Source organism: Nocardia sp. NPDC052254, from assembly GCF_040679495.1.
Taxonomy (GTDB): domain Bacteria; phylum Actinomycetota; class Actinomycetes; order Mycobacteriales; family Mycobacteriaceae; genus Nocardia.
In genome coordinates this window covers 1-23,932 of record NZ_JBFAUW010000026.1, presented here as the reverse complement: position 1 = coordinate 23,932, position 23,932 = coordinate 1, and the positions used below count along the sequence as shown (strand labels likewise).

Here is a 23,932-nt window from a genome sequence, read left to right as displayed (position 1 = left end):
GTCGGCGCACCGCGGATCGCCGACCGTGTGCACGGATTGTCGGCCGCGGACCGTACCCTGTTGATCATGGGTGAGCCGCAGCCGATCCTCGATCCGCTATCGCGCGCCGCGACCTTCCTCGTCGTGACCATCGACGAGGGGGGCGAGCCGGCGGTACGCGATCTGCTCGCCGATCTCGCGGGATTGCGACGGTCGGTCGGCTTCCGGGTTCCGGATGCGCACCTGACCTGCGTCACCAGTATCGGTTCCGCCGCGTGGGATCGGCTTTTCGCCGGTCCGAAACCCGCTGAGCTGCACGAATTCCCGGGCTACGTCGGCGCCCGTCATGAAGCACCGGCCACCCCGGGCGATCTGCTGTTCCACCTCAAGAGCGATACGCCGGATGCCTGCTTCGAGCTGGCCATGGCGATCGGTTCGCGCCTGAGTGGTGCGGCGACGATCGTCGACGAGACCGTCGGGTTCCGGTATTTCGAGCAGCGGGATCTGCTCGGATTCGTCGACGGCACCGAGAATCCCGAGGGTTCCGATGCCGTGGCCGCGGCGCTGATCGGCGACGACGATCCCGAATTCGCCGGTGGCAGTTATGTTGTCGTGCAGAAGTATCTGCACGATCTGCAGGCGTGGAATGCGCTGACGGTCGAGGAGCAGCAGCTGGTCATCGGCCGCACGAAACTCGAGGATCTGGAACTGTCCGACGAGGACAAGCCCGCGAATTCCCATGTCGCGGTGAACACTCTCATCGATCCCGACGGCACCGAGCGGCAGATCCTGCGCGCCAACATGCCCTTCGGCAGTGTGCGCGAAGGGGAATTCGGCACGTACTACATCGCGTACGCGGCCACTCCGGAGGTCACCGAACGCATGCTCATCCGGATGTTCGTCGGCAGCGACCAGGCGTCCTACGACCGCATCCTCGATTTCTCCACCGCGATCACCGGCACCCTGTTGTTCACCCCGCCCGCCGGGTTCTTCGACAACCTCCCGGATGCCCCCGATCAGGACCGGGAGTCCACGGCAGCCACCGAGCTGCCCGCGGCCGCGCCGACCGGCGACGGCTCCCTCGGTATCGGCACGTTGAAAAGGATCCCGCTATGAACAATCTGCACCGCGAGCTCGCGCCGATCACTTCCGAAGCGTGGTCGGCCATCGAGGAGGAGGCGACGCGGACCTTCCGGCGGCATATCGCCGGTCGCCGGGTGGTGGATCTGTCCGGTCCGCACGGCACCGACTACTCCGCGGTCGGGTTGGGCCGCACCACCGTCATCGATGCCCCGGATCGAGACGTTCAGGCACGACAGCGCCTGGTCGCACCGCTGGTGGAGCTGCGGGTGCCCTTCACACTGTCTCGCGAGGAGCTCGACAACGTCGAGCGGGGCGCGCAGGACGCAGATCTGGACGCGGTCAAGGACGCCGCCAGGAAGATCGCGTTCGCCGAGGATCGTGCGGTCTTCGAGGGCTACCCGGCGGCGGGCATCACCGGTATCCGGGCGGCCTCCTCGAACGCTCCGGTCGCCGTGCCGAGTGAGACCCGGCTGATTCCCGAGGCGCTGTCCCAGGCACTCAGTGAACTGCGGCTGGCCGGTGTGGACGGTCCCTATTCGGTGCTGTTGAGCGCCGAGCTGTACACCGCGGTCAGCGAGACCTCCGACCACGGCTATCCGATCCGCACACATATCGAGCGGCTGATTCCGGACGGCCAGATCATCTGGGCGCCCGCGATCGACGGCGCGTTCGTGCTCACCACGCGCGGCGGCGACTTCGACCTGCAACTGGGCCAGGATCTGTCGATCGGCTATCTGTCCCACGATGCCGACACGGTGCAGCTGTACTTCCAGGAGAGCCTGACCTTCCTGGTCTACACCGCCGAGGCCGCGGTCCCACTGGCCGGCTGAGCACCGCGCACCCGCCGCCTCCGCATTCCGAGAGCAGATGGACAAAGGTCTCGGAATCGGTACCGTGGACGCGACATGTCGGCGGGTGCGGAGGGACAGAGCATGAGCGACGAGGGGCAGCCCACGCCGGACGAACGATCCGAGACCGCCCCCCGAACCGAGGATCCGCCGCGGCAGGTACGGGCGGGCGTCGTGACCGGCCGCCGGACCGTCGCCTACGCCTCGCTCGCGGCGCTGTCGGTTGTGGTGATCTGTGCTGCGGCGGCCGCCCTGTTCGGATGGCCACGTATCTTCCCGGCGCTGCTGGTGGGTGCGGTCGTGGCGACCGCACTGCTGGTGGCATTGTTCGGCCGTGACGCCGTGGTACTCACCGATCGCGCGATCTACCGCCGCACCCCGTGGGCGGAATCCCGGCTGGAATGGGATCGGGTGGTGGCCGGACGTTTCGCCCTCGACGAGCAGGCTCGCTGGTCGCTGGCCCTGGATCTGTCCGGTGGCGACGAGCAGCACTCCGAGCTGGTGCTGTTGAACATCCCGCCGGTCCGGCATCCGGTGTCGAACGCCTACGAGCAGCGCAAACGCGAGCAGGTCGCCGAGATCCGGCGCATCCTGCGGGACAAGCGCATTCCGGTGACGCTGCTGCCCGAGATCGCGACGGCGCTGCACGATCATTGGAAACTGGCGCCCGCCGCCCGGTGACAAGCTTTCGTCCGCACGAATCCGACCGCGATGTGAAGGTGTCGTCCATGATTCGTACCGCCGCCCTGGCGCATGTGCGTGATCGCCGTCTGCTGCAGGCACGTTCGGCCGGCAAGGATGTGTTCTACATGGCCGGCGGGAAGATCGATCCCGGTGAGTCGCCGACGCAGGCGCTGTATCGCGAGGTCCGGGAGGAACTCGGCGTGGATGTGACGGCGCACGACGAACTCGGGATCTTCGAGTGCGAGGCCTACGGGCATACTCCCGGCACCGCCCTGCACATGACGTGTTTCACCGCCGAACTCACCGGTGAACCCACCCCGAGCAGCGAGATCGCCGAACTGCGCTATTTCACGGTGGCCGAGTACGCGGCGATGCCGCAGGTGGCCCCCGGCTCGATGCTGGTGTTCCGTCATCTGGCCGAACTCGGGCTCATCGACTGAGGAATACCGGTGCCGGTCCGCTAGCTCCGGCCGGAATCGGATTCGACCGGTTCGGCCCCCGTATCCGGTTCGGCGATGCCGGCGGCGGGCGCCGGTACCGCATCGTCGGGCACCGCACTCGCATCCCGCTTCGGTTCCAGGGGAATTCGAGTGGCCGCGAGGAAGGCCAGCAGTAATGCGATCGCCGCGCCGAGCAGGGCCACGCGGGTGGCGTCGGCGAATCCCGCGGCCAGCGCATCGGTGACCACGCCGGGTGCGTGCCCGGCGCGCAGACCGCCGATCGCACCGCCCGCCGAGTCGCGGGTCGCCTCGGCCACGGCATCGGCGGCGCCGGGGACCAGCCCACCGACGGTGCCGAGCCGGTCGGGCAGGAAGTGGCCGAGTGCGATCGACAGCGTGCCGCCGAGCACCGCCACCCCGAGCGCGGCACCCGCACAGCGCGCGGTCAGCACGGTCGCCGACCCCGCGTCCGAGGAACTGCGGGGTGCGGCGATCGAGAGCCGTCCGGTCAGTGGTGGGGTCGCGAAGCCGATTCCGATGCCGTAACAGGTGAGCAGTATCGCCGGCACCCAGGCCGATGTGGTCGCCGTCAGGGCGAAGGCGGTCACCAAGATCGTGATCATCGCGATCGCCAGCCCGACCCGCACCCGCCACACCGGATGCAGCGGCCGCGCCGGGCCGAGACTCAGCAGGCCCGCCACCAGGGCCCCACCGGTCAGCGCCGCCACGACGAAACCGCTGCGCAGCGTGGACAATCCGAGACTGTTCACCAGATACAACGGCAGCGCGAACAGCAGGCCGAACTGCGCGAAGGCCACCAGGAACATCGCGGCGTCACCCCAGTGCCGGGGTTCACCCAACCGCGAGAAGTCCACCAGCGCGGCATGTTCCACCTTCACCCGGTGTCGTTCCCAGAATACGAACAGCACCAGCAGGAATACCCCGATGACGAGAATCAGAGGCAACGGAGACGTCGACGAGTTCATCGACCATTTCAGTCCGAGGACGGTGAATTGCAGCTGCGGCTTGCCCCAGCCGTACCGTTGCGCCTCGACGAGGGCGTAGATCGTCAGTGCGAAACCGGCGGTGGCCAGAAGCCAGCCGTCCACGTCCGGTCCGGATGCCGCTGCGCCGATCCGGGTTTCGGGAAGTACTCGGCTGCCGATCAGCACCACGATGCCGATCGGCACATTGATCAGGAAGATCCACGGCCAGGTGAACGAGTGGGTGAACCACCCGCCCAGCAGTGCGCCGACGACCGCGCTCGCCGCGATCGCGATCCCCCAGACCGTGAATGCCACCGCACGGTGACGTCCCCGCAAGGCCGTCAGCATCACCGACAGCGATCCGGCCAGCACCGCGGCGGCACCCACTCCCTGCACGATCCGGCCCCAGACCAAGGGACCGGGGGTATCGGCGGCGGCGGCGATGATGCTGCCGACGACGAAGAGCACAACCCCCGCGATGAGCGTCATGCGTCGGCCGAATCGGTCACCCATCCGGCTCAGCACGATCAGCAACACCGCGATCAGCAGCGGATACACGCACAGGACCCATTGCGCCTGGGTGAAATCGAGGTCCAGGTCGTCGATGATCGACGGCAGCGAGACGCCGACGATGGTGCCGTCCATGGTCACCATGGCCACCGCCAGCGCCAAGACCGCGATCATCATCCGGCGCTGGGGGGCGACCGGCGGAATGTACGTCCCGGTCGACTCGGGCTCAACGCCTGTTCGAGCGTGGTCAGCCATGCGCCGCTCCCGTCGTCGACCCTATGTCGCTGGGAAGTAACTGGTATCGGTTGAGTCTACCAAGACACATATAACGGACAGGCCGCTCTCAGCGACGAGAAGGCCGATGAGCGGGGTCGGCCCGGCACCGACCGAGACCGTATAAGACCAGCTCACAGCGAGTTTTAACCGATGACAATCGCCGCGATACACCGCCCGGTTCCGGTCGGGAGCCACCTCGGAGTGCGGGCGACGGACTCGACCGCGTGCGGGTTGCCTGGGCTTCTGCGCATACTGGAAACGAGGGACGACGAACAGGTCGATCTCGCTGTACGGCTCGTTGCGATCATCCGAGAGTCGGACAGCCGGACAATCCGTGCCCTTCCATCGAAGGAGCGAAGATGAAGAGGCTGATTGCCGGAAGCCTCACCGCCCTGGCGATGTTCGGAGCGCCGGTCGGATATGAAGCCGACACCGCCGACGCCCAGTCCGCGGATCTCATCACCGTGGGACCGGGTACCGCAATCCTGTCGCCGCTGCCGTGCACCATCGCCACGACCGGGCACGATGCGGCGGGCAACACCGTGGCGCTCACCGCCGGGCATTGCATGCTGATCCCGGGATCCGACGTGTTCGTGGGACCGATCAAGATCGGGCACTATGCGTCGTGGACGAGCAACTGGGCTCTGCTGCAATCGGATTCCTCCACCGACTGGGCGATCATCCAGCTCGATCCGGATATCCGCACCGACAAGATGATCCCCGGCGGGGCCACGATCACCACACTCGGCACCAACCCCGCCGCCGGGCCGCTGACCAAGTTCGGCACCACCACCCGCACGACACAGGGCACCGTGAACGAGACGACGAACAACGTCATCCACGCCACGAACACATCACTGTGGGGCGATTCGGGTGGGCCCGCCTACATCGACCACGCCCTGGTGGGACTGACATCCGCGATCGATCTGTCCTCGCTCTCATCGGGCATCGACACCCTCTTCTCCGGCATCGACGGAATCCTGTCGGACCTCGACTCGCGACCGGGCATCGTCGGATACGGATTCTCGATCGGCTGACCGCGCGGACGAATCGTCAGTCCGTGACCCGCCCCGCCTCGGGGAAGGTGGCATCTCGAATGCGGCGGAGACCGGCGATCATGGCCTCGCACTGCTCGGGTGTCAGCGAGCCGTAGAACCAGGTGTCGACGACCTTCAGATACTCCGGCAGCACCTTCGCCACCCGAGTCGCACCGGCGGCGGTCAGCGCGGCGTAGGAGCTGCGCCGGTCGGCGGGATCGGGTACGCGGCGGGCGAATCCGTTGCGCTCGAGCCGGTCCACCAGCCGGGTCACGCCGCTGGTGGACAACTGGGTCTGATCGGCCAGGTCGGTCATCCGCAGCCGCCGGCCGGGTGAGCGGCTCAGGCGCATGAGGGCGGCGAAGTCCAGAACGGATATGCCGTGGTCGGACCAGATGGCTTCGAGTTTGCGCTGGATCCCGTTGGTCGCCTCGAACAGGATCCCGATATCGGTGAGGCGGGGGTCGTCGAAGACATCGGCGTCGGTCTGGTCCACCCGATCAGCCTACCGTGCTGTTGCCGCGCGGATAGTTGACGTGAGGAACATTTTGCATATTATTGCTGCGGGGATATTCCTCATATCAACTAAATGGAGATGTCATGAACAGCACCTGGCTCGCCGGATTCCGCTCCGCGATCATCAGCCCCTACGAGCAGTTCCAGTTGACCGAGCCGCGTGGATTCGAGGATCGGACGGTGCGGCAGGTGCTGCACATGGCCGGCGGCGGACAGCGGCTGCGCATCCGGTTGAGCAACCGCTACGGACGGGATGCGCTGGCGATCGGCGCGGCCCGCATCGCGCTGCGCAAGACCGGCGCCACCCCGATCGCCGAGACCGACACCGTGGTGCGCTTCGGCGGCGCGGATCACGTGAGCATTCCGGCAGGTGGCGAATTGATCAGCGACACCGTCGATCTCGCGGTCGCCGCCGGAGAGGATCTCCTGCTGAGCATGTATCTGCCCGGCCCCACCGGCCTGGCCACCTTCTCCCATCAGGCCATGGAGATCTCCTACGTCGCCGTGGGCGACCGGACCGCGGATCTCGAACTGCCCGGGGCCGAGGAGGTATCGTCGCGCTTCTACGTCACCGGCGTGGATGTCCTCGGCGCGGTCGGGACACCGGTGGTGGTGGCGTTCGGGGATTCCTGGTTCGACGGTGCGGGAACGACCGTGGGCGCGAACCGCCGCTCGGTGGACGCGCTGAACTCACTACTGTCCCGGGGCTGGGTGGTCAATCAGGGCATCAGCGGGAACCAGTTGCTCACCGACGAGGTCGGCGAACACGCGCTGGGACGCTTCGACCGTGATGTACTCGCGGTGCCCGGGGTCACCCATGTGGTGATCAACCTCGGCATCAACGATCTCGGACTGGGCGAGACGGCCACGGCGGACGATCTGATCGCGGGGTACACCGAACTCGCCGCACGGGCGCACGCCGCGGGACTTCCGATCTACGCGAATACGATCGGGCCGTTCGCGGGCGTGATCTATCCCGAGGTGAACGCCGCGCCCGCGTTGCCCGTGCGCAACGAGGTCAACCACTGGTTGCGCGGCACAACAGTTTTCGATGCGGTCTTCGATGTGGCGACAGCGGTGGCGGATCCGGAGCGGCCGGACCACATCCGCCCGGATCTCGACAGCGGCGACGGCCTGCACCTCAACGACACCGGGGCGCAGATCATGGCCCGGACCATGCGACTGCCGCTCAGCGGGGTGTGATCTCGGCCAGTAGTTCCGGTCCGCGCGCCTGCACCCGATTCTCGACCAGGCGCGCGGACAGCACCGCCGCTCCGATTCCCACTGCCACACCGACCGGCAGAGCACACCACTGGATCAGCGCGTTGTGCAGGAATGTGCCGAGTGCGAGCAGGCCGTACGCCGGGAGGCCGACCAGGAGCTGGCCGAATCCGACTGCCAGCTGCATCAGCGCCCGGGTGCATCCCGGATTGCCGGTGTTGCTCGCGAACGGGTTACCGCGTTGCTGCGGCAGGGGATACGCGGCGTACACGGACTGGAAGATCGCCGCGGCCACGCCGACGCCCAGCAGCACCGGCAGAATCGAGACCACCCAGGGGTACAGCCGCGCCTGGCCGGCCACACCGGGCATGACGAGGGTCAGCACCACCGCCAGTGGACTCACCACCAGCAACCAGGCGATCATCCGGCCGCGCACGTCCGAGCGCACGGCGCCGGGGATCACGAGGGTGTGCCAGAGCGCGGTGCCGTCGAAGGCGAACATGTTGGCACAGGCCATCGCGGCCATCCACACCACGAAGGCACCCGCGAACGGCAGTGTGGCACCGGCGTTCTGCAGTCCCAGGAAGATCGGCAGCACCACGCCGATGAGGATCAGTGGCAGCAACGTCGCGCGTCGCCGGCCGTCGCGCCACCATGTGCGCAACTCCTTGAGTACCACGGCGCCGACCGGAGTCGGCGGAACCAACCGCTCGAGCCTGCCCGAACCCGCTTGTGCGCGAACCGGTCCGGCGGGTGCCTCGGTCGTGGTGAGGCGGCGGCGCAGCAGGACGGCCCAGATCTGCCACAGCAGCGCCACCAGGGCGGTGAGTCCGGCCAGGGCGAGCAGGCCGTACCACCAGCGCCCTTCGGCGGCGGCCTGCACCGCGTACGGCGCCCAGCCCGACGGCAGTGCGCGCAGCGTGATGCCCAGACCGGGCGAGACATGTTCCAGGCGTGGGCCCAGGTAGGTCAGCAACAGTTGCAGCGGGTAGTAGGCCAGACCGGTGAGGCCCGCGAGCAGCACGCCCAGATCGCGACCGCGCCGCGACCGCATGGCCGCGCCGATCCAGGCCAGAACGACCCGGGACAGCAGCACCACGAACGCCAGCTGCAGCACCGTGCCGAAGACGGCGAATACGGTTGGCAGCGCGCCCAATTGGCTGGCCAGCGCCACCAGACCACCGAACGCGATCAGATTGACGGCACCGGCGGGACCGGTCACGGCGACCGCCGCCAGGCCGATCGACAGCTGCCGGCTGCTCACCGGCAGCAGCCGGAAGTGTTCCGGTTGCAGGGTCTCGTCGCTGCTGCCGAGCAGGACCGGACCGCACAACCAGCCCAGGGTCCACACCGCATACAGGGTGGCCGCGACATTGATCGCACCGCGGGCATCCCAGCCGTGCCCGGCCGATGCCATCAGCGCGACCGTCATCGCGGCGGCCAGGAGTCCGAAGACCAGGCCCAGCCAGAAGCCCACCGCCGCACGGCCGTTGCTCATCGCGCGGGCGGTGAGCCGCCAGCGCATCCGGATCAGGACGCCAACCACGACAGTCCCTCGTCGCCCCCGATGCGGCCGCCCACCAGGCGGACGAAGGCATCCTCCAGACTGCCGTCACCGCGGACCTCGGCCACCGATCCGGCGGCCACCACCCGGCCTTTGTCGATCACCGCGAGGTGATCGCAGAGATTCTCCACCAGGGCCATCACATGACTGGACAGCACCACCGCACCACCACCGCCGACGAAGCGCTGCAGGATGGTGCGAATCGTGCTGGCCGACACCGGATCCACCGCCTCGAAGGGTTCGTCGAGCACGAGCAGTTTCGGTGCGTGCAACAGTGCCGTCGCGAGACCGATCTTCTTGCGCATACCGGCCGAATAGTCCACGACGAGCGTGTTCTCGGCACCGGCGAGTTCGAGTACGGCCAGCAACTCCTGCGCCCGCTCGGCCACGGTGGCCGGCGGCATACCGCGCAACAGACCTGTGTAGGTGAGCAATTCGCGCCCGGTGAGCCGCTCCGGCAGCGCCAGCCCGTCCGGGAGCACCCCGACAATCGTCTTGGCGCGCAACGGATCCGCCCACACATCGGCACCGAAGATGTGCGCCTGTCCGGCGTCGGGCCGCAGCAGCCCGACCGCCATCGACAGCGTCGTCGTCTTACCCGCCCCGTTCGGGCCGACCAGGCCGAAGAACGACCCCGGCGGGACGACCAGGCTCACCCCGTCGACCACCCACGGCCCGCCGAATCGTTTGTAGAGTCCGCTCAATTGCAGAGCGGGCGTACCACCGGCTTCCATATCCCCTCCTCCGCGGACCCGTGGCCCGCTCCCGTGACAATGCGCCAGTTCACCGAGCGGCGCAACCGCTCGACAGCGTGTCGGCCCCGCGGTCCCGTGCCGGGAAACAGCCGCACCCCGTTCGAGATGCGGCTGCCGCCCGGCACGGCTCGCTCACTCCGCGACGATCACGTCGATCTCGTCGCCGGCGGCATCGGTCGATTCGCCCGCACCGACGAACCAGTGGCTCACCTCGCCGTCGGCCAGATCGCTTTCGGTATCGCCGCTGGGCAGGACCGACAGCGCACCCGCCGTCGACACCGCGAGGAATTCGGCCAGCGCTGCCGGACCTGCCGACGCGGTGGTGTACGTGGTCGACTCGTAGTCGATCTCGTGCTCACCGCGCAACGTGTCCGCGTGGGCGAGGGCCTGATCCTGGCTCAGGGTGCGCAGGCCGTCGGCGGTGCGGACGACGAACGCCGGGTGATCGTCGGCCAGCGGCCGGATCCGATCGGCGTAGGACACCGGATGCGACTGTGCCGCATCGATTTCCGCCCGCACCTTCGGATCGGTCGGCACCAGCCAGCGCACCGACTTCGCCGCCGGTTCCAGCGCGATACCGAATCCGGCTCCGGCGGAGACGATCTCACCGAAGGACAGTCCCTCGGCCAGCAGCGCCGCCGCACCGGCCTTCTGGATCGCCCACAGGGCGACCACCGCGTCCACCGAGTGCGGTAGTGCCACCGCCACGATGTCGCCCGGTCCCACACCGCGTCCGATCAGCACCCGGGCCAGCTTCGAGGACCTCGAATCGACCTCGTGGTAGGCGATTTCCGCATCGCCGGACAGCAGTGCCGGCGCCTGCGGATCATCCTCGACCACCTTGCCGAGGACATTGGCCACCGTGCGGGTGCCGACCCGAGCGGGCTCGGCAGCCGCAGCGGCACCGACCTGCGATTCCGCGAGGATGCGGTCCTGCTCGGCCTGATCGAGGATGCCGATCGCGCCCACCGGACGCTCGGAATCGTCCAGCAGCGCCGTGAGCACCCGAACCAGGCGATCGGCCAGCATCCGCACATCCTCCGCGGAGAAGCGGCTGGTCAGATACTCCAGGTTCAGTCCGATGGTCGCGTTCGCGGTGACCCAGAGGGTCATCGGGTAGTGCGTGGCGCCGACGAAGTCGACGCCGGTCACCGACATACCGTCGATCGAGGTGACTGCCTCGATCGATTCGCTGTCCACCGGATAGGACTCGAAGACCACCAGCGAGTCGAAGGCCACGGCCGGGCCGCTCACGCGCTGAATATCGGTGAGCCCGACATAGTGGTGCTCCAGCAGCGTCGCCTGCTCCCGCTGCAGCGTCGTCAGCATCTGCGACACCGTGTTCCGGTCGTCGAGGTGCACCCGGACCGGCAGCGTGTTGATGAACAGGCCGACCATGGATTCGACACCCGGCAGCTCCGGCGGGCGACCCGAGACCGTGGCGCCGAACACCACATCCTCGCGGTTCGTCAAACGACCGAGCAACAGCCCCCACGACGCCTGGATGAGCGTGTTCACCGTGATACCCAGATCCGCGCAGAACTTGTTCAGACGCTGTGTGAGGGCGGTGTCGAGTTCGGTCGACAGCTTGTCGGAGCCGTAGGTCTCCACCGACAGCGACTGGGAGGCCAGCTGGGTGGGTTCGGTGACCCCGGACATGGCCTCCTGCCAGGCCCGCAGTGAATCGTCCATGTCGCGGGTCGACAACCAGGCCAGGAAATCCCGGTACGAGTTGACTTCCGGCAACGCCGATCCGTCACCGCTGGTGGCGTACAGCACCAGCAGATCGCGCATCAGCAGTGGCATCGACCAGCCGTCGAAGACGATGTGATGCGCCGTGATCGCCAACTGCCAATGCCGCTCGTCCGCATCACCGGTCCGGTACAGCGTGAACCGCAACAGCGGCGCGGTCGCCATGTCGAATCGGGTGCCGCGGTCCTCCGCGAGCCGATCCCGCAGCGCTGCTTCACCCTCCTCGGCCGGCAGACCGGTCAGGTCCACATCCCGCCACGGGACGGTCACCTCGTCCAGCACCAGCTGCACCGGCCGGCCGTCGGCATCGGCGGTGAAGGCGACCCGCAGGTTGTCATAGCGATCGAGCATGGCCTGTGCGGCCGCGCGCAGTCGTTCGACCTGGAGTGAGCCCTCGAACGCGATGATCGCCTGCTGGCCGTACACATCGACGGTGGACTGGGTCATCATCGCGTGGAACAGCAGACCGGACTGCAGCGGCGACAAGGGCCACACCTCGGTCAAGCTCGGATACTCCCGCTCCCAGCGACCGCGCTCCTCCGGATCGACCTCGACCAGTGGACCGTCCGGCAATTCGAGTTCCGGTCCGGTGCCCGCGGTCGCGACCGCGGCCAGTCCGGCGATCGTGGGGTGCTCGAAGACGTCACGCGCCTTGAACGACACACCACGGGCCTTCGACCGCGACACCAGCTGGATCGACAGGATGCTGTTACCACCCACCGAGAAGAAGTCGTCGTCCACACCGATGGTGCCGCCGGTCCGATCCAGCCCGAGCACGTCGGTGAAAACCTCCACCAGCGTCTGCTCGATCGGGGTCGACGCGGCACGGTAGACCGTGCTCTCGAACTGCGGCTCCGGCAACGCTTTTCGATCGAGCTTGCCGTTGACGTTGAGCGGCAGGGCGTCGAGGACCACGAAGGCGACCGGCACCATGTAGGACGGCAGGGCCGAACCCAGCTCGGCCTTCACTCGATCGACGTCGACATCGGCGGCATCCGACGTTCCCACCACGTAGCCGACCAAGCGATCGCCGAGGTGGGCGTCGGACTTCGCCACCACCGCGGCCTGCGCGATCTGCGGCAGCGCCAGCAACGCGGCCTCGATCTCGCCCAGCTCGATCCGGAAACCACGGATCTTGACCTGGAAGTCGGTGCGGCCCCGGTAATCCAGCTCACCGTCGCCGGTCCACGCGACCAGGTCACCGGTGCGGTACATGCGGGCGCCGGAGGTGAACGGGTCGGCCACGAACCGATCCGCGGTCAGATCCGGGCGGCCGAAGTAGCCGCGAGCCAGCTGGGCGCCGGCCAGATACAGCTCACCCGGAACCCCGGCGGGCACCGGCCGCAACCGGGCATCGAGCACGTACACCCGGCTGTTCCACTCGGGTGCGCCGATGGACACCGACGCGGTGTCGGCATCGGTGACCTCATGGCTGGTGATCGATACCGCGGCCTCGGTCGGACCGTAGAGGTTGAACAGGCCCGCCGAATTCCCGCCGCGGAAGCGCTGCGCCGTCGCAGCGGGCAGCGCCTCACCGATCGCCAGCACTCGCCGCAGGGAATCCGGCAGTGTCCCACCGGATTCGGTCAGCAACGCATCCAGCATGGACGGAACCACGTGCAAGGTGGTCACACCCGCACTCCGCATCAGCGTGTTCAGGTACTCCGGATCCTGGTTGCCCTCCGCGGTGGCGATGACCAACCGGCCACCACACGCGGCGGCGGTCCAGAACTCCCAGACCGACAGGTCGAAGGTCGCCGCCGTCTTCAGCAGCACCGCGTCATCGACACCGAGACCGAATTCCGCCGTCTTCCACAACAACTGGTTGACGATCGCCCCGTGTGACACCGCCACGCCCTTCGGACGCCCGGTCGAACCCGAGGTGAAGATGACATACGCCGTGTTCTGCGGACGCAGTGGCGCGACCCGCTCGGCATCCTCGACCGGCGAGGCGTCGGTGCCGAGCACGAGCTCGTCGATCCGGATCACCGGTGCGACATCGGTGGTGAACGCCGCATCGGCGTCGGTCAGCACACACACGGGCTCGGCCGTCTCCAGGACATGGCCGGTCCGCTCCGCGGGCTGATCCGGATCCACCGGCACGTACGCGCCGCCGGCGGTGGACACCGCGTACATCGCGACCACCAGATCCACCGATCGCCGCATCGCCAGCGCAACACGCGCCTCCGGCCCCACACCGATCGAGATCAGGTGCCGGGCAAGACGATTCACCCGCTGATCGAGGTCCTCGTAGGTCAGGCCCACACCGTCGGGGCCGACCAGTGCCACCGCGTCCGGTGCCTCCGATACGGCCTCGTCCAGCAGCGAGACGAGCGTCAGGGAACCATCCACCTCGTGCTCGGTGGCGTTCCACTCGGTGAGCAGCGCCGAACGCTCACCCGAACGCAGCAGCTCCAGATCGCCGACCGCGGTCGATGGACTCGCGACGATCTCGCGCAGCAGCCGCACGAAACGATCCGCGAAACCCTCGACGGTAGCGGCGTCGAACAAGCTGGTGGCATAGGTGACAGCACCACTGATGCCCGCGGGGGCGCCCGCTTCGTCGTAGCCGTCGGATACGACCAGATGCAGATCGAACTGCGAGAGCTGGGTGTCGAAGTCCAGCCCCGACAAGCTCAGGCCGGGCAGTTCCAGACTGGTTCGCGCCAGGTTCTGGAACGACAGACCGACCTGGAACAGCGGGTGATTCGCGGTCGAGCGAACCGGGTTCAACACCTCGACCAGCCGTTCGAACGGAACGTCCGCGTGGGCGAAGGCCTGCAGATCGGACTCCCGCTGCCGCGACAGCAGCCCCTCGAACGGTTCATCGGCATCCACCTGTGTCCGGAACACGAGGGTGTTGACGAACATGCCGATCAGATCGTCGAGCTCGCGTGCACCTCGACCCGCCATCGGCGTACCGATCGCGATGTCGTCGGTGCCCGAAAGCCGAGCCAGCAGGACCGCGAACGCCGTGTGCACGACCATGAACAGCGTCGCATTCGAACCACGCGCCAGTTCCGACAGCGCTCGATGCAGATCGGCATCGATCTCGACCGGTACCTTGTCACCGGCGAAGGACTGGGTCGCGGGCCGAGGCCGGTCCGCGGGCAGATCCAGCTGATCGGGCAGGTCCGCGAGGGTGGTCTTCCAGTACTCGATCTGCTTGGCAGCCGGCGAATCCGGATCGTCCTCGCTGCCGAGCACCGTCCGCTGCCACACGCTGTAGTCCGCGTACTGCACCGTCAGCGGCGCCCAGTCGGGCGCTTCACCCGCGGCACGGGCAGCGTAGGCGGTCATGATGTCGCGAGTCAGCGGTGCCATCGACGAACCGTCACCGGAGATGTGGTGCACGGTCATCGCGAGCACGTACTCGGTCGCGGCAGTGGTGTCGCCCGGATCGGTGTCACGCGGACGCTGCGCATCGGTGATCTCGAACACCGCGACCCGCAGCGGCACCGCACGGGTCACGTCGAACGATGTCGACAGCACCTCGAGCACCGCGGCCTCGACCGCTGTCGCGGCGACCGTGCGGAACTCCAGTTCCGGAACCGCCTGGCCGACCGGAAGCACAACCTGCACCGGACCACCGTCGGTCTCGGGGTAGATCGTTCGCAGCACCTCGTGGCGAGCGACCACGTCACCGATCGCCGCGCGCAGCGCCGGGAGATCGAGCACACCGGTCAGTCGCAGCGCCACCGGCACGTTGTAGGCCGAGGAATCCTGGTCGAACTGGTTCAGGAACCACATCCGCTGCTGTGCGAGCGACAGCGGAATCCGTTCGGGCCGGGCGATACTGCCGAGCGCCGGTGCATCGGCGTCACGGGTCTGCGATTCGACAGCCGCCGCGAAGGCCGCGACCGTCGACCGCTCGAACAGCACCCGCACCGGCACCCGGATATCCATCGCAGCACCCGCGCGAGCGATGACCTGCGTCGCGATGAGCGAGTTACCACCGAGCGCGAAGAAGTCGTCGTCCGCGCCGATCCGCTCGACACCGAGGACCTCGGCGAAGATACCCGCCACGATCTCCTCGATCGGGGTGGACGGCGCCCGGAATTCCTGTCGTGTGAAGGTCGGCTTCGGCAGCGCCTTGCGATCCAGTTTGCCGCTCGGGTTGAGCGGGAAGGCCGCCAGCTCGATGATCTGGGACGGGACCATGTAGGAGGGCAGGCGGTGGGCCGAAACCTCCAGCAGGGTCGACTGATCGAGTGACGCGCCGGGAACCGGAACCGCGTAGACCACCAGCTGATCACCGAGTTCGGAATCGACCACCAGAGCGACGGCCTGGCTGACCGACGGCTGCGCGAGCAGCACCGACTCGATCTCACCCAGCTCGATGCGCTGACCGCGGAACTTCACCTGGAAGTCGGCCCGGCCGATGTACTCGAGCACACCGGTGGTGCCCTCGGCGCCGGCGACCTCGCGCCAGACCACCAGGTCGCCGGTGCGATACATGCGCTCGCCGGTACCGAACGGGTTGGCCACGAACCGATCCGAGGTCAGATCCGGACGGCGGACGTAACCGCGTGCAAGCTGATCACCGGCCAGATACAGTTCGCCGACCACACCGGCGGGGACCGGCCGCAACCGCGAATCCAGCACGTACAGCTGCGAATTGTCCTCGGGCCGGCCGATCGGCACGCTCGAGGTCTCGGCACCGGTAGCGGTCCAGTGTGCCACGGTGATCGCGGCCTCGGTCGGACCGTACAGATTGTGCACCTCGGCGTCGGTGATCGCGCGCACCGCCGCGACCGTCTCCGGCGGTAGTGCCTCACCGGCCGCGAACACCGTCCGCAGGCTCGGCATGGCACCGGCCGGCGTGTGCGCGGCGAGCACCGTCAGCATCGACGGGACGAAGTCGGTGAAGGTCACCTCCTGTGCGGCAATGGTTTCCGCCAGGTACAGCGGATCCCGATGTCCGTCCGGGGTCGCGACCACCAGTTTCGCGCCGACCCGAAGCGGCATGAAGTAACCCCACAGCGAGACGTCGAACGTGGTCGGCGTCTTCTGCAGATACACATCGTCGGCGGACATCGGGTATGCCGACAGCATGACGGTGATCTGGTTGTGGATCGCCGCGTGCGAGACCGAGACACCCTTCGGGCGACCCGTCGAACCCGAGGTGAACAGCACGTAGGCCGGGTTCTGCGGATGCACGGGTGCGAGCAGCTCGTCCGCGCGCACCGCCGTGACCTCGAAACCGTCCAGATCCACCGTGTCGAGGTTCATCACCTCGACATCGACGGGCACCGGCACCGCATCCACGGTCCGCGTCAGCACACACACCGGCTGCGCGGTCTCGAGCACGTGCGCGATGCGCTCGGCCGGATGATCGGGATCCAGCGGAACGTACGCACCGCCGGCGGTCACGATCGCGTACATCGACACCACCAGATCGAGCGAGCGACGCATCGCCAGACCGACCAGCGATTCCGGCCCCACGCCCTCCCAGATCAGCCGTCGGGCAAGTAGATTCACCCGCTCGTCGAACTCCCGATAGGTGAGCTCCGCACCCTCGTAGGAGACCGCGATCCGGTCCGGATGTGCCGTCACGGCGGCTCGATAGCCGTCGAGCAGCAGCTGCGGTGCGACCGGCTGACGAGTGTCGTTCCACTCCAGCACGATTCGATCACGTTCGGCCGCGTCGAGCAGGATGTCGACCTCACCCACCGGCATGACGGGATCGCCGACCAGCGATTCGAGCACCCCGACCAACCGATCGGCGAGGGTCCGCACCTGGGCGGTGAAGAAGCTGCCGACCTGGTACTTGAGTGCGATGTTGATCGTCGACTCCACCGTGACCAGCACAGTCATCGAGTAGTGGGTGTTGTCGTCGACCCGCACACCGGTCACCGACATTCCGTCGAGAGCGCTCGCCGCGGCGATCGAATCCTCGTCGATCGGATAGGACTCGAAGATCAACAGCGTATCGAAGAGCGCACCCGCGCCGGCGGATCGCTGAATCTCGGCGAGACCCAGGTAGTGGTGGTCGAGTAGGTCGGCCTGCTCACCTTGCAGCGTGGTCAGGAAATCGGCGATGCCGATCCGGTCGTCCGCCCGCACCCGCACCGGGAGCGTGTTGATGAACAGACCCACCATCGACTCGATACTCGCCAACTCCGCGGGCCGTCCGGAGACGGTGGTGCCGAATACGACATCCGACCGTCCGGTCAACCGGCCCAGCAGGATGCCCCATGCGGCCTGCATCAGGGTGTTCACGGTGACACCCAGCTCGGCCGCCCGCGCGACGATGTGCGCGGTGCGCTCGGCATCGATATCGACGACCAGCTTGCCGATCTCGTCCTGTTCGTCCGCACTGCGCTTCGGCTGGGTGACGAGCTGAGTCGGCTCGGAGACGCCCGACAGCGCGCGCGTCCAGGTCCGCAGGGATTCCGCACGATCGCGCCCGGCCAGCCAGACCAGGAAGTTGCGGTAGGACGGAATCCGCGGGAGCGCGGACAGATCGGCGCGAACCGCGTACAGCACCAGCAGATCCCGCATCAGCAGTGGCATGGACCAGCCGTCGAGCAGGATGTGATGGGTGGTGATGACCAGCTGCCACACGGCGTCATCGGTCCGGTAGAGCGTGAACCGCATCAGCGGCGGCACCGTCAGATCGAAATGGCGTTCCCGATCGGCGACGCTACGCCGCTCGAACTCCGGAATCCGTTGCGCCGGTGCCATATCGGTGAGATCCACCGACTGCCACGGCACCTCCACCCGGTCGAGGACCACCTGGACGGCACGGCCACCGGCATCGGTGACGAAGGCCGTCCGCAGGTTCGGATAGCGGTCGAGGATCGCTTGGGCGGCGGCACGCAGGCGCGGTTCGTCCAGTTCTCCGGTCAGCTCGACCGTTGCCTGCATGGTGTAGACGTCCACGGTCGACTGGGTCAGCTGAGCGTGGAACAGCAGGCCGGACTGCAACGGCGACAGCGACCACACATCCGACAGCGACGGATACTCGCGCTCCCAGATCTCGATCTCGGACTGGCCGACCTGCACCAGCGGCAGATCCGACGGAGTGAGTCCACCGGCCTGCGGACGCTGCGCGTGCGTGGCCAGGGCAGTCAGCGCCGAGGTCCACAGCTCGGCGAATTCCAGCGCCCGTTCGCGGCTCAGCAGACCCGACGGGTACGCGATGGATGCGCCCAGCTGCGGTCCGTCCGGTCCGTCGGAGACGATCGCGTTGATCGAGATCACGCCCGGGGCGGGCATATCCGCGTCACCGGCGGCTTCGAGCCGGCCGAGATCGTCGACCGGCGCCCAGTCCAGCTCACGCAGCTGGGCGGCGAGATCACCGGTTTCCGCGGTCGTGCCGGACGCGACCCGGCCCAGATAGTTGAAGCTGATCTGGGCGCTGCCGCCGAGTTGTGCGGCGGTCTCCGGGTTCAGGTACCGCAGCAGACCGTAGCCGATGCCCTTGTCGGGCACGGCCAGCATCTGCTCCTTGACCGATTTCACGATGTCGCCCAGGGCTTTTCCGCCCTCGAACGCCTCGACGAGATCGGCGCCGGCGAGATCGAGCCGTACCGGACCGGCACTGGTGAACCAGCCGATCGTGCGGGACAGATCGGCGCCGGGGGCCACCTCTTCCTCGCGGCCATGGCCCTCGAGGTGCACCAGCACCTGATCCAGGGCCGCACCGCGCCAACGCGTTACCGCCATGGCCAGCGCCGACAGCAGACCGTCGTTCACACCACCGTGGTACCGGGCCGGGGCCGTGGTGAGCACGGCATCGGTCGCCTCGGCGGACAGGGTCACCTCGACCTGCTCCAGCGTTGCGACGGTGTCCAGGGCCGGATCGAACGTCCGGGAACCGAGGTCCGGATCGGGCGTCGCGCAGACCTGTTGCCAGAACGACAGTTCCGCCACCCGCTCCGGGCGGTGCGCCGCGTCGACCAGCGCGTTCGCCCAGCGTCGCAGGGAGGTGCCGTTGGCCGGGAGCGCCACCGGCTGCCCGGCGGCCGACTGCGACCACGCGGTAGCGAGATCCGGCACCAGAATGCGCCAGGACACACCATCGATGACGAAGTGATGCGCCACGATCAGCAACACATCGCGGCGACCGGCGGCCCGGTCCTCGGCGCCGAAAGCGAACCAGACGAACTGCAGCATCACCGCGGCGGCCGGATCGAGGCGATCCAGCGCCGCGTCGGCCTCGCGGCTCGCCAGCGCGGTCAGCGCGGCGGCATCGGTTCCGGTCGGTACGTCGATCCGGTCGACGAGCGCTCCGGCATTGATCGAACCGGCTTCCAGCGCCTCGAAAGTCCAACCGGCAGTGACAGATTCGTCGGAACGCAACCGGGTGCGCAGCACATCGTGGTGGTCGATCACCGCGCCGATGGTGCCGACCAGGGTGTCCCGGTCGATCCCGTCGGGCATACGCAGAGCCACCGACTGCGAGAACCGGCGGTAGGACGCGCCACCGTCCAGGATCGAGGCCATGATCGGAGTGAGCGGGATCTCGCCGACCCCGCCACCGGGCAGCTCCGCGAGCTTCGGTACATCCGATTGCTCACCGCGCGTGGCGATCTCGGCGAGCGCGGCGACGGTGCGGCGCTCGAAGACATCGCGCGGGGTGAAGACCACGCCGCGTGCCTTGGCACGCGACACGAGCTGGATCGACAGGATCGAATCACCGCCGAGGCCGAAGAACGAATCGTCCAGGCCCACCTGTCCGGCACCGAGCACCTCGGCGAACACCGCCGCGATGATCGCCTCGACCTCGGTGGACGGCGCCCGGAACTCCCGTGTCGCGAGCTGCGGTTCCGGCAGTGCCCTGCGGTCGAGTTTGCCGACCGGGGTCAGCGGAATCTCGTCCAGCACCACGACCGCCGCCGGGACCATGTGCGGCGGCAGGCTCGCTGCCACATACTCGGTCAGCTGCGCCGGATCCGGCGCACTGCCCGGCGTGCCCAGCACGTAGGAGACCAGAATCGTCGCGCCCGCATCGGTTTCGCGGCCGAGGGTGGTCGCGAATTCGACATCCGGATGGCTGCCCAGCACCGCGTCGATCTCACCGAGTTCGATACGGAAACCGCGAACCTTGACCTGGAAGTCGCTGCGGCCGACGTAATCCAGCTCCCACCGCACGGTGGCGCCGGCGTTGTCGCCGCCCTGCCCCGGCTCCGCGAACCAGCGCACCACGTCACCGGTGCGATACATCCGCGCACCCGGCGCACCCCATGGGTTGGGGACGAAACGGTCCGCGGTCAGCCCGGACCGGCGCTGATAGCCGCGAGCGAGTGCGCCACCGGCCAGATACAACTCACCGGCCACACCCGGGGGCACCGGGTTCATGCGTGCGTCCAGCACCAGCGCCGACATGCCGTGTACCGGCGTGCCGATGGTGATGTGCCGGCCCGGCAACAGGCGAGCGTAGGAGGAGATGATCGTGGTCTCGGTCGGGCCGTAGGCGTTGAAGTACTTGCGCCCCGGCTGCCACTTGGCCAGCAGCTCCGGCGTGGTCACATCGCCACCGACCGACGCCACCAGCAGTTGCCGCTGGTCGGCCGGATCCATCGTGCCCAGCACCGCGGGCGTGATGATGGTGTGGGTGACCTGCTCGGTACGCAGCAACTGAGCCAGATCCGGCCCACCGATGATTTCGGCGGGCACGATCACCAGGGTGGCGCCGGTGTACAGCGCACACACCCACTCGAGCACCGACGGGTCGAAGCTCGGCGAGCAGATCTGCAGGAACCGATGCTGCGGCTCCAGTTCGTACAGCCCGGTGGCCACATCGGCGAGGCCGCCGAGACCCGCGTGGGTGACGGTGACGCCCTTGGGCAGACCGGTGGAACCGGAGGTGTAGATCACGTAGGCCGGATGCGACATCCGCAGCGGCAGAATCCGATCGGCGTCGGTCACCGGCGCGGGCGCCTGCGCGGCGCACAGCTGTGCCGTCGACTCGTCGTCGAGCAGCAGCCAGTCCACATCCCCGGGCAGGGCATCGATATGCGCCGAGCTCGTAATACCCAGTACCGCACCGGAATCGGTGAGCATGTGCCGCATCCGATCCTCGGGGTAGTTGGGATCGACCGGTACGTGCGCACCACCGGCCTTGGTCACCGCCAGCACTGCCAGCACCATCTCGTACGAGCGGCCGAACGACACCGCGACCAGCTTCTCCGGTCCGACACCCCGATCGATCAGGACCCGCGCCAGGCGCGAGGACTGCTCGTCGAGTTCGCCGTAGGTGATGGATCGGCCGTTGTACCGCACCGCGATTCGCTCGCGGCCCAGGCGCACACCATGACTCATCAGATCCGGCAACAGGCCGGTCGCCATCACCTCGTCGCCGTGGACGTGGGTGAGCAGCTCGTACTCCGCGTCGTCCAGCAACGCCAGATCACCGACCGGAGTCGCGGGCTCGGTCGCGATCGCCGTCAGCAGGCGGGTGAGCCGCTGCGCGAAATCGGAGATCGTGTCCTCGTCGAAGAGATCGCGCGCATAGGAGAACTCGGCCTGCATGCCCTCGCCGTCGGCGGCTTCGCGCACCGTCAGCGACAGGTCGAACTTCTCGGTGTCGACATCGAATTCCAGCCCCGACACCTGCAGTCCGGGGAGTTCGAAATTGCCCTCGGGCAGGTTCGCGAACGACAGCGCCACCTGGAACAGCGGGTGGCGAGCCGTCGAGCGTTCGGGGGCGATCAACTCGACCAGGCGCTCGAACGGGATATCGGCGTGGGCGAATGCCTGCAGATCGGCGTCCTTGGCGCGGGCGAGCAGTTCACCGAAGGTCTCGCCGCCCGTCACCTGCGTGCGCAGCACCAGGGTGTTGACGAACATACCGATCAGGTCGTCGACCTCGGCCTCGCCGCGACCCGCGATCGGGGTGCCGATCGCGATGTCGTCAGTGCCCGACAACCGGGCCAGCAGTACGGCGAGCGCACTGTGGACGACCATGAACATCGTGGCGTTGTGCTCGCGGGCCAACTGCCGCAACTGCCGATGCAGCGCCGCGTCGACGTCGAATGTGACCCGGCCGCCCCGGAACGACTGGGCGGTCGGCCGTGCCCGGTCCGCGGGCAGATTCAGCTCATCCGGTAGTCCGGCCAGCGCTGAACGCCAGTAGTCCGCCTGGGCGCGCAGCAAACTATCCGGATCGTCCTCGGAGCCGAGTAGATCGCGCTGCCAGATGCTGAAATCGGCGTACTGCACCGGAAGTGGCGCCCACGACGGATCCTCCCCCGCGGCGCGAGCGGCGTAGGCGAGCATCAGATCCCGGGTCAGCGGACCCAGCGACCAGCCGTCGGCCGCGATGTGCTGCGCGACGAAGACGAGCACGAATTCGGTCGCGTCCACTTGCAGCAGGCGGATCCGGAACGGAATCTCGGTGGTCACGTCGAATCCGGTCGTCACCATCTCGGCGACCGTGGACATCACCTCGTCCGCAGTGGTCGGCACCACGTCCAACCGGGTCGGCACCTGCGTCGGCGACAGCACCTGCTGCACCGGCCCGTCGGCCGTCTCGGGATAAATGGTGCGCAGAATCTCGTGTCGCGCAACGAGATCGGCGACAGCGGCCGCCAACGCGGCGACGTCCAGATCGCCGGACAGCCGGATCGCGGCGGGAACATTGTCCACCGCGGAGGTGGTGTCGAACTGGTTGAGGAACCACATCCGGGTCTGCGCCAGTGACAGCGCCACCCGTTCCGGACGTGGTTGCGGGACGAGCGCCGGTCGGCCACCGCCGCCGGCGTGCTGCGCCAGCGCGGCCGCCAGGCCGGCCACGGTGGACGCCTCGAACAACGTCCGCACCGCGACCTTGGTGTCCAGCAGCGCACCGAGACGGGCCGCGACCTGGGTGGCCAGCAGCGAGTTACCGCCGAGGCCGAAGAAATCGTCGTCCGCGCCGACCCGCTCGATGCTCAGCACCTCGCCGTAGACGGTCGCGACCGCTTCCTCGATCGGCGTCGAGGGCGCACGGAACACCGCGGTCTCGAACTCCGGCTCCGGCAGCGCACGCCGATCCAGCTTGCCGTTGACATTGAGCGGCAACGCATCCAACTCGACGAAGGCCGACGGCACCATGTACGACGGCAACGCCACGCTCAGCTGCGCGCGCACATGACCGGCGTCGATCGGGGTTCCGGCCGGAACCAGATACGCCACCAGTCGGTCCCCGGTCCGCGGATCCGACTTCGCCAACACCGCCACCTGCGCGATCTCCGGCAACGCCAACAACGCCGCCTCGATCTCACCCAACTCGATACGGAAACCACGAATCTTCACCTGGAAATCGGTACGACCCCGATACTCCAGTTCACCCG

General features: G+C 67.8%; 11 protein-coding genes. 6 read left to right on the top strand and 5 right to left on the bottom strand.

Annotated elements, in window-relative coordinates:
* Nucleotides 1-66 precede the first annotated feature (66 nt).
* From AB0L57_RS32300 to AB0L57_RS32285, 4 genes are all read left to right on the top strand, one after another.
* Nucleotides 67-1,095, top strand: coding sequence for a Dyp-type peroxidase (locus tag AB0L57_RS32300; protein WP_364970484.1), 1,029 nt, complete (start codon nt 67-69; stop codon nt 1,093-1,095).
* On the top strand, nt 1,092-1,892 hold the full coding sequence (locus tag AB0L57_RS32295) for a family 1 encapsulin nanocompartment shell protein (RefSeq protein ID WP_364970482.1): 801 nt from the start codon (nt 1,092-1,094) through the stop codon (nt 1,890-1,892). The genes AB0L57_RS32300 and AB0L57_RS32295 overlap by 4 nt, the downstream gene beginning before the upstream one ends.
* A 102-nt stretch (nt 1,893-1,994) precedes the next feature.
* Nucleotides 1,995-2,591: a hypothetical protein gene (locus tag AB0L57_RS32290; protein ID WP_364970479.1), complete on the top strand. Its 597-nt coding sequence runs from the start codon at nt 1,995-1,997 to the stop codon at nt 2,589-2,591.
* 47 nt (nt 2,592-2,638) lie between these two features.
* On the top strand, nt 2,639-3,034 hold the full coding sequence (locus AB0L57_RS32285) for an NUDIX domain-containing protein (protein ID WP_364970477.1): 396 nt from the start codon (nt 2,639-2,641) through the stop codon (nt 3,032-3,034).
* Between the two features lie 20 nt (nt 3,035-3,054).
* On the opposite strand, the gene AB0L57_RS32280 is transcribed toward AB0L57_RS32285, so the two are convergent.
* On the bottom strand, nt 3,055-4,785 hold the full coding sequence (locus AB0L57_RS32280; RefSeq protein ID WP_364970475.1) for an MFS transporter: 1,731 nt from the start codon (nt 4,783-4,785) through the stop codon (nt 3,055-3,057).
* 380 nt (nt 4,786-5,165) lie between these two features.
* Here AB0L57_RS32280 and AB0L57_RS32275 point away from each other — a divergent pair, with 380 nt between their 5' ends.
* Nucleotides 5,166-5,843: a hypothetical protein gene (locus AB0L57_RS32275; protein ID WP_364970472.1), complete on the top strand. Its 678-nt coding sequence runs from the start codon at nt 5,166-5,168 to the stop codon at nt 5,841-5,843.
* A gap of 16 nt (nt 5,844-5,859) precedes the next feature.
* Here the strand turns inward: AB0L57_RS32275 and AB0L57_RS32270 are convergent, their stop codons facing one another.
* The gene (locus AB0L57_RS32270) at nt 5,860-6,339 is read right to left on the bottom strand and encodes a MarR family transcriptional regulator (protein WP_364970470.1); all 480 of its coding nucleotides are present in this window, start codon (nt 6,337-6,339) and stop codon (nt 5,860-5,862) included.
* A gap of 104 nt (nt 6,340-6,443) precedes the next feature.
* Between AB0L57_RS32270 and AB0L57_RS32265 the strand changes: the two genes are divergently transcribed.
* Nucleotides 6,444-7,562 carry a GDSL-type esterase/lipase family protein gene (locus AB0L57_RS32265; RefSeq protein ID WP_364970467.1) on the top strand — a complete coding sequence of 373 codons (1,119 nt, stop codon included), beginning with the start codon at nt 6,444-6,446 and terminating at the stop codon, nt 7,560-7,562.
* Here the strand turns inward: AB0L57_RS32265 and AB0L57_RS32260 are convergent.
* The 3 genes from AB0L57_RS32260 to AB0L57_RS32250 form a co-directional block, all read right to left on the bottom strand.
* Nucleotides 7,549-9,126: a hypothetical protein gene (locus AB0L57_RS32260; RefSeq protein WP_364970465.1), complete on the bottom strand. Its 1,578-nt coding sequence runs from the start codon at nt 9,124-9,126 to the stop codon at nt 7,549-7,551. The two genes, AB0L57_RS32265 and AB0L57_RS32260, sit on opposite strands and share 14 nt — an antisense overlap.
* Nucleotides 9,111-9,878 carry an ABC transporter ATP-binding protein gene (locus AB0L57_RS32255; RefSeq protein ID WP_364970462.1) on the bottom strand — a complete coding sequence of 256 codons (768 nt, stop codon included), beginning with the start codon at nt 9,876-9,878 and terminating at the stop codon, nt 9,111-9,113. The genes AB0L57_RS32260 and AB0L57_RS32255 overlap by 16 nt, the downstream gene beginning before the upstream one ends.
* Nucleotides 9,879-10,031: 153 nt before the next feature.
* On the bottom strand, nt 10,032-23,924 hold the full coding sequence (locus AB0L57_RS32250; RefSeq protein ID WP_364970510.1) for an amino acid adenylation domain-containing protein: 13,893 nt from the start codon (nt 23,922-23,924) through the stop codon (nt 10,032-10,034).
* Nucleotides 23,925-23,932: the final 8 nt, after the last annotated feature.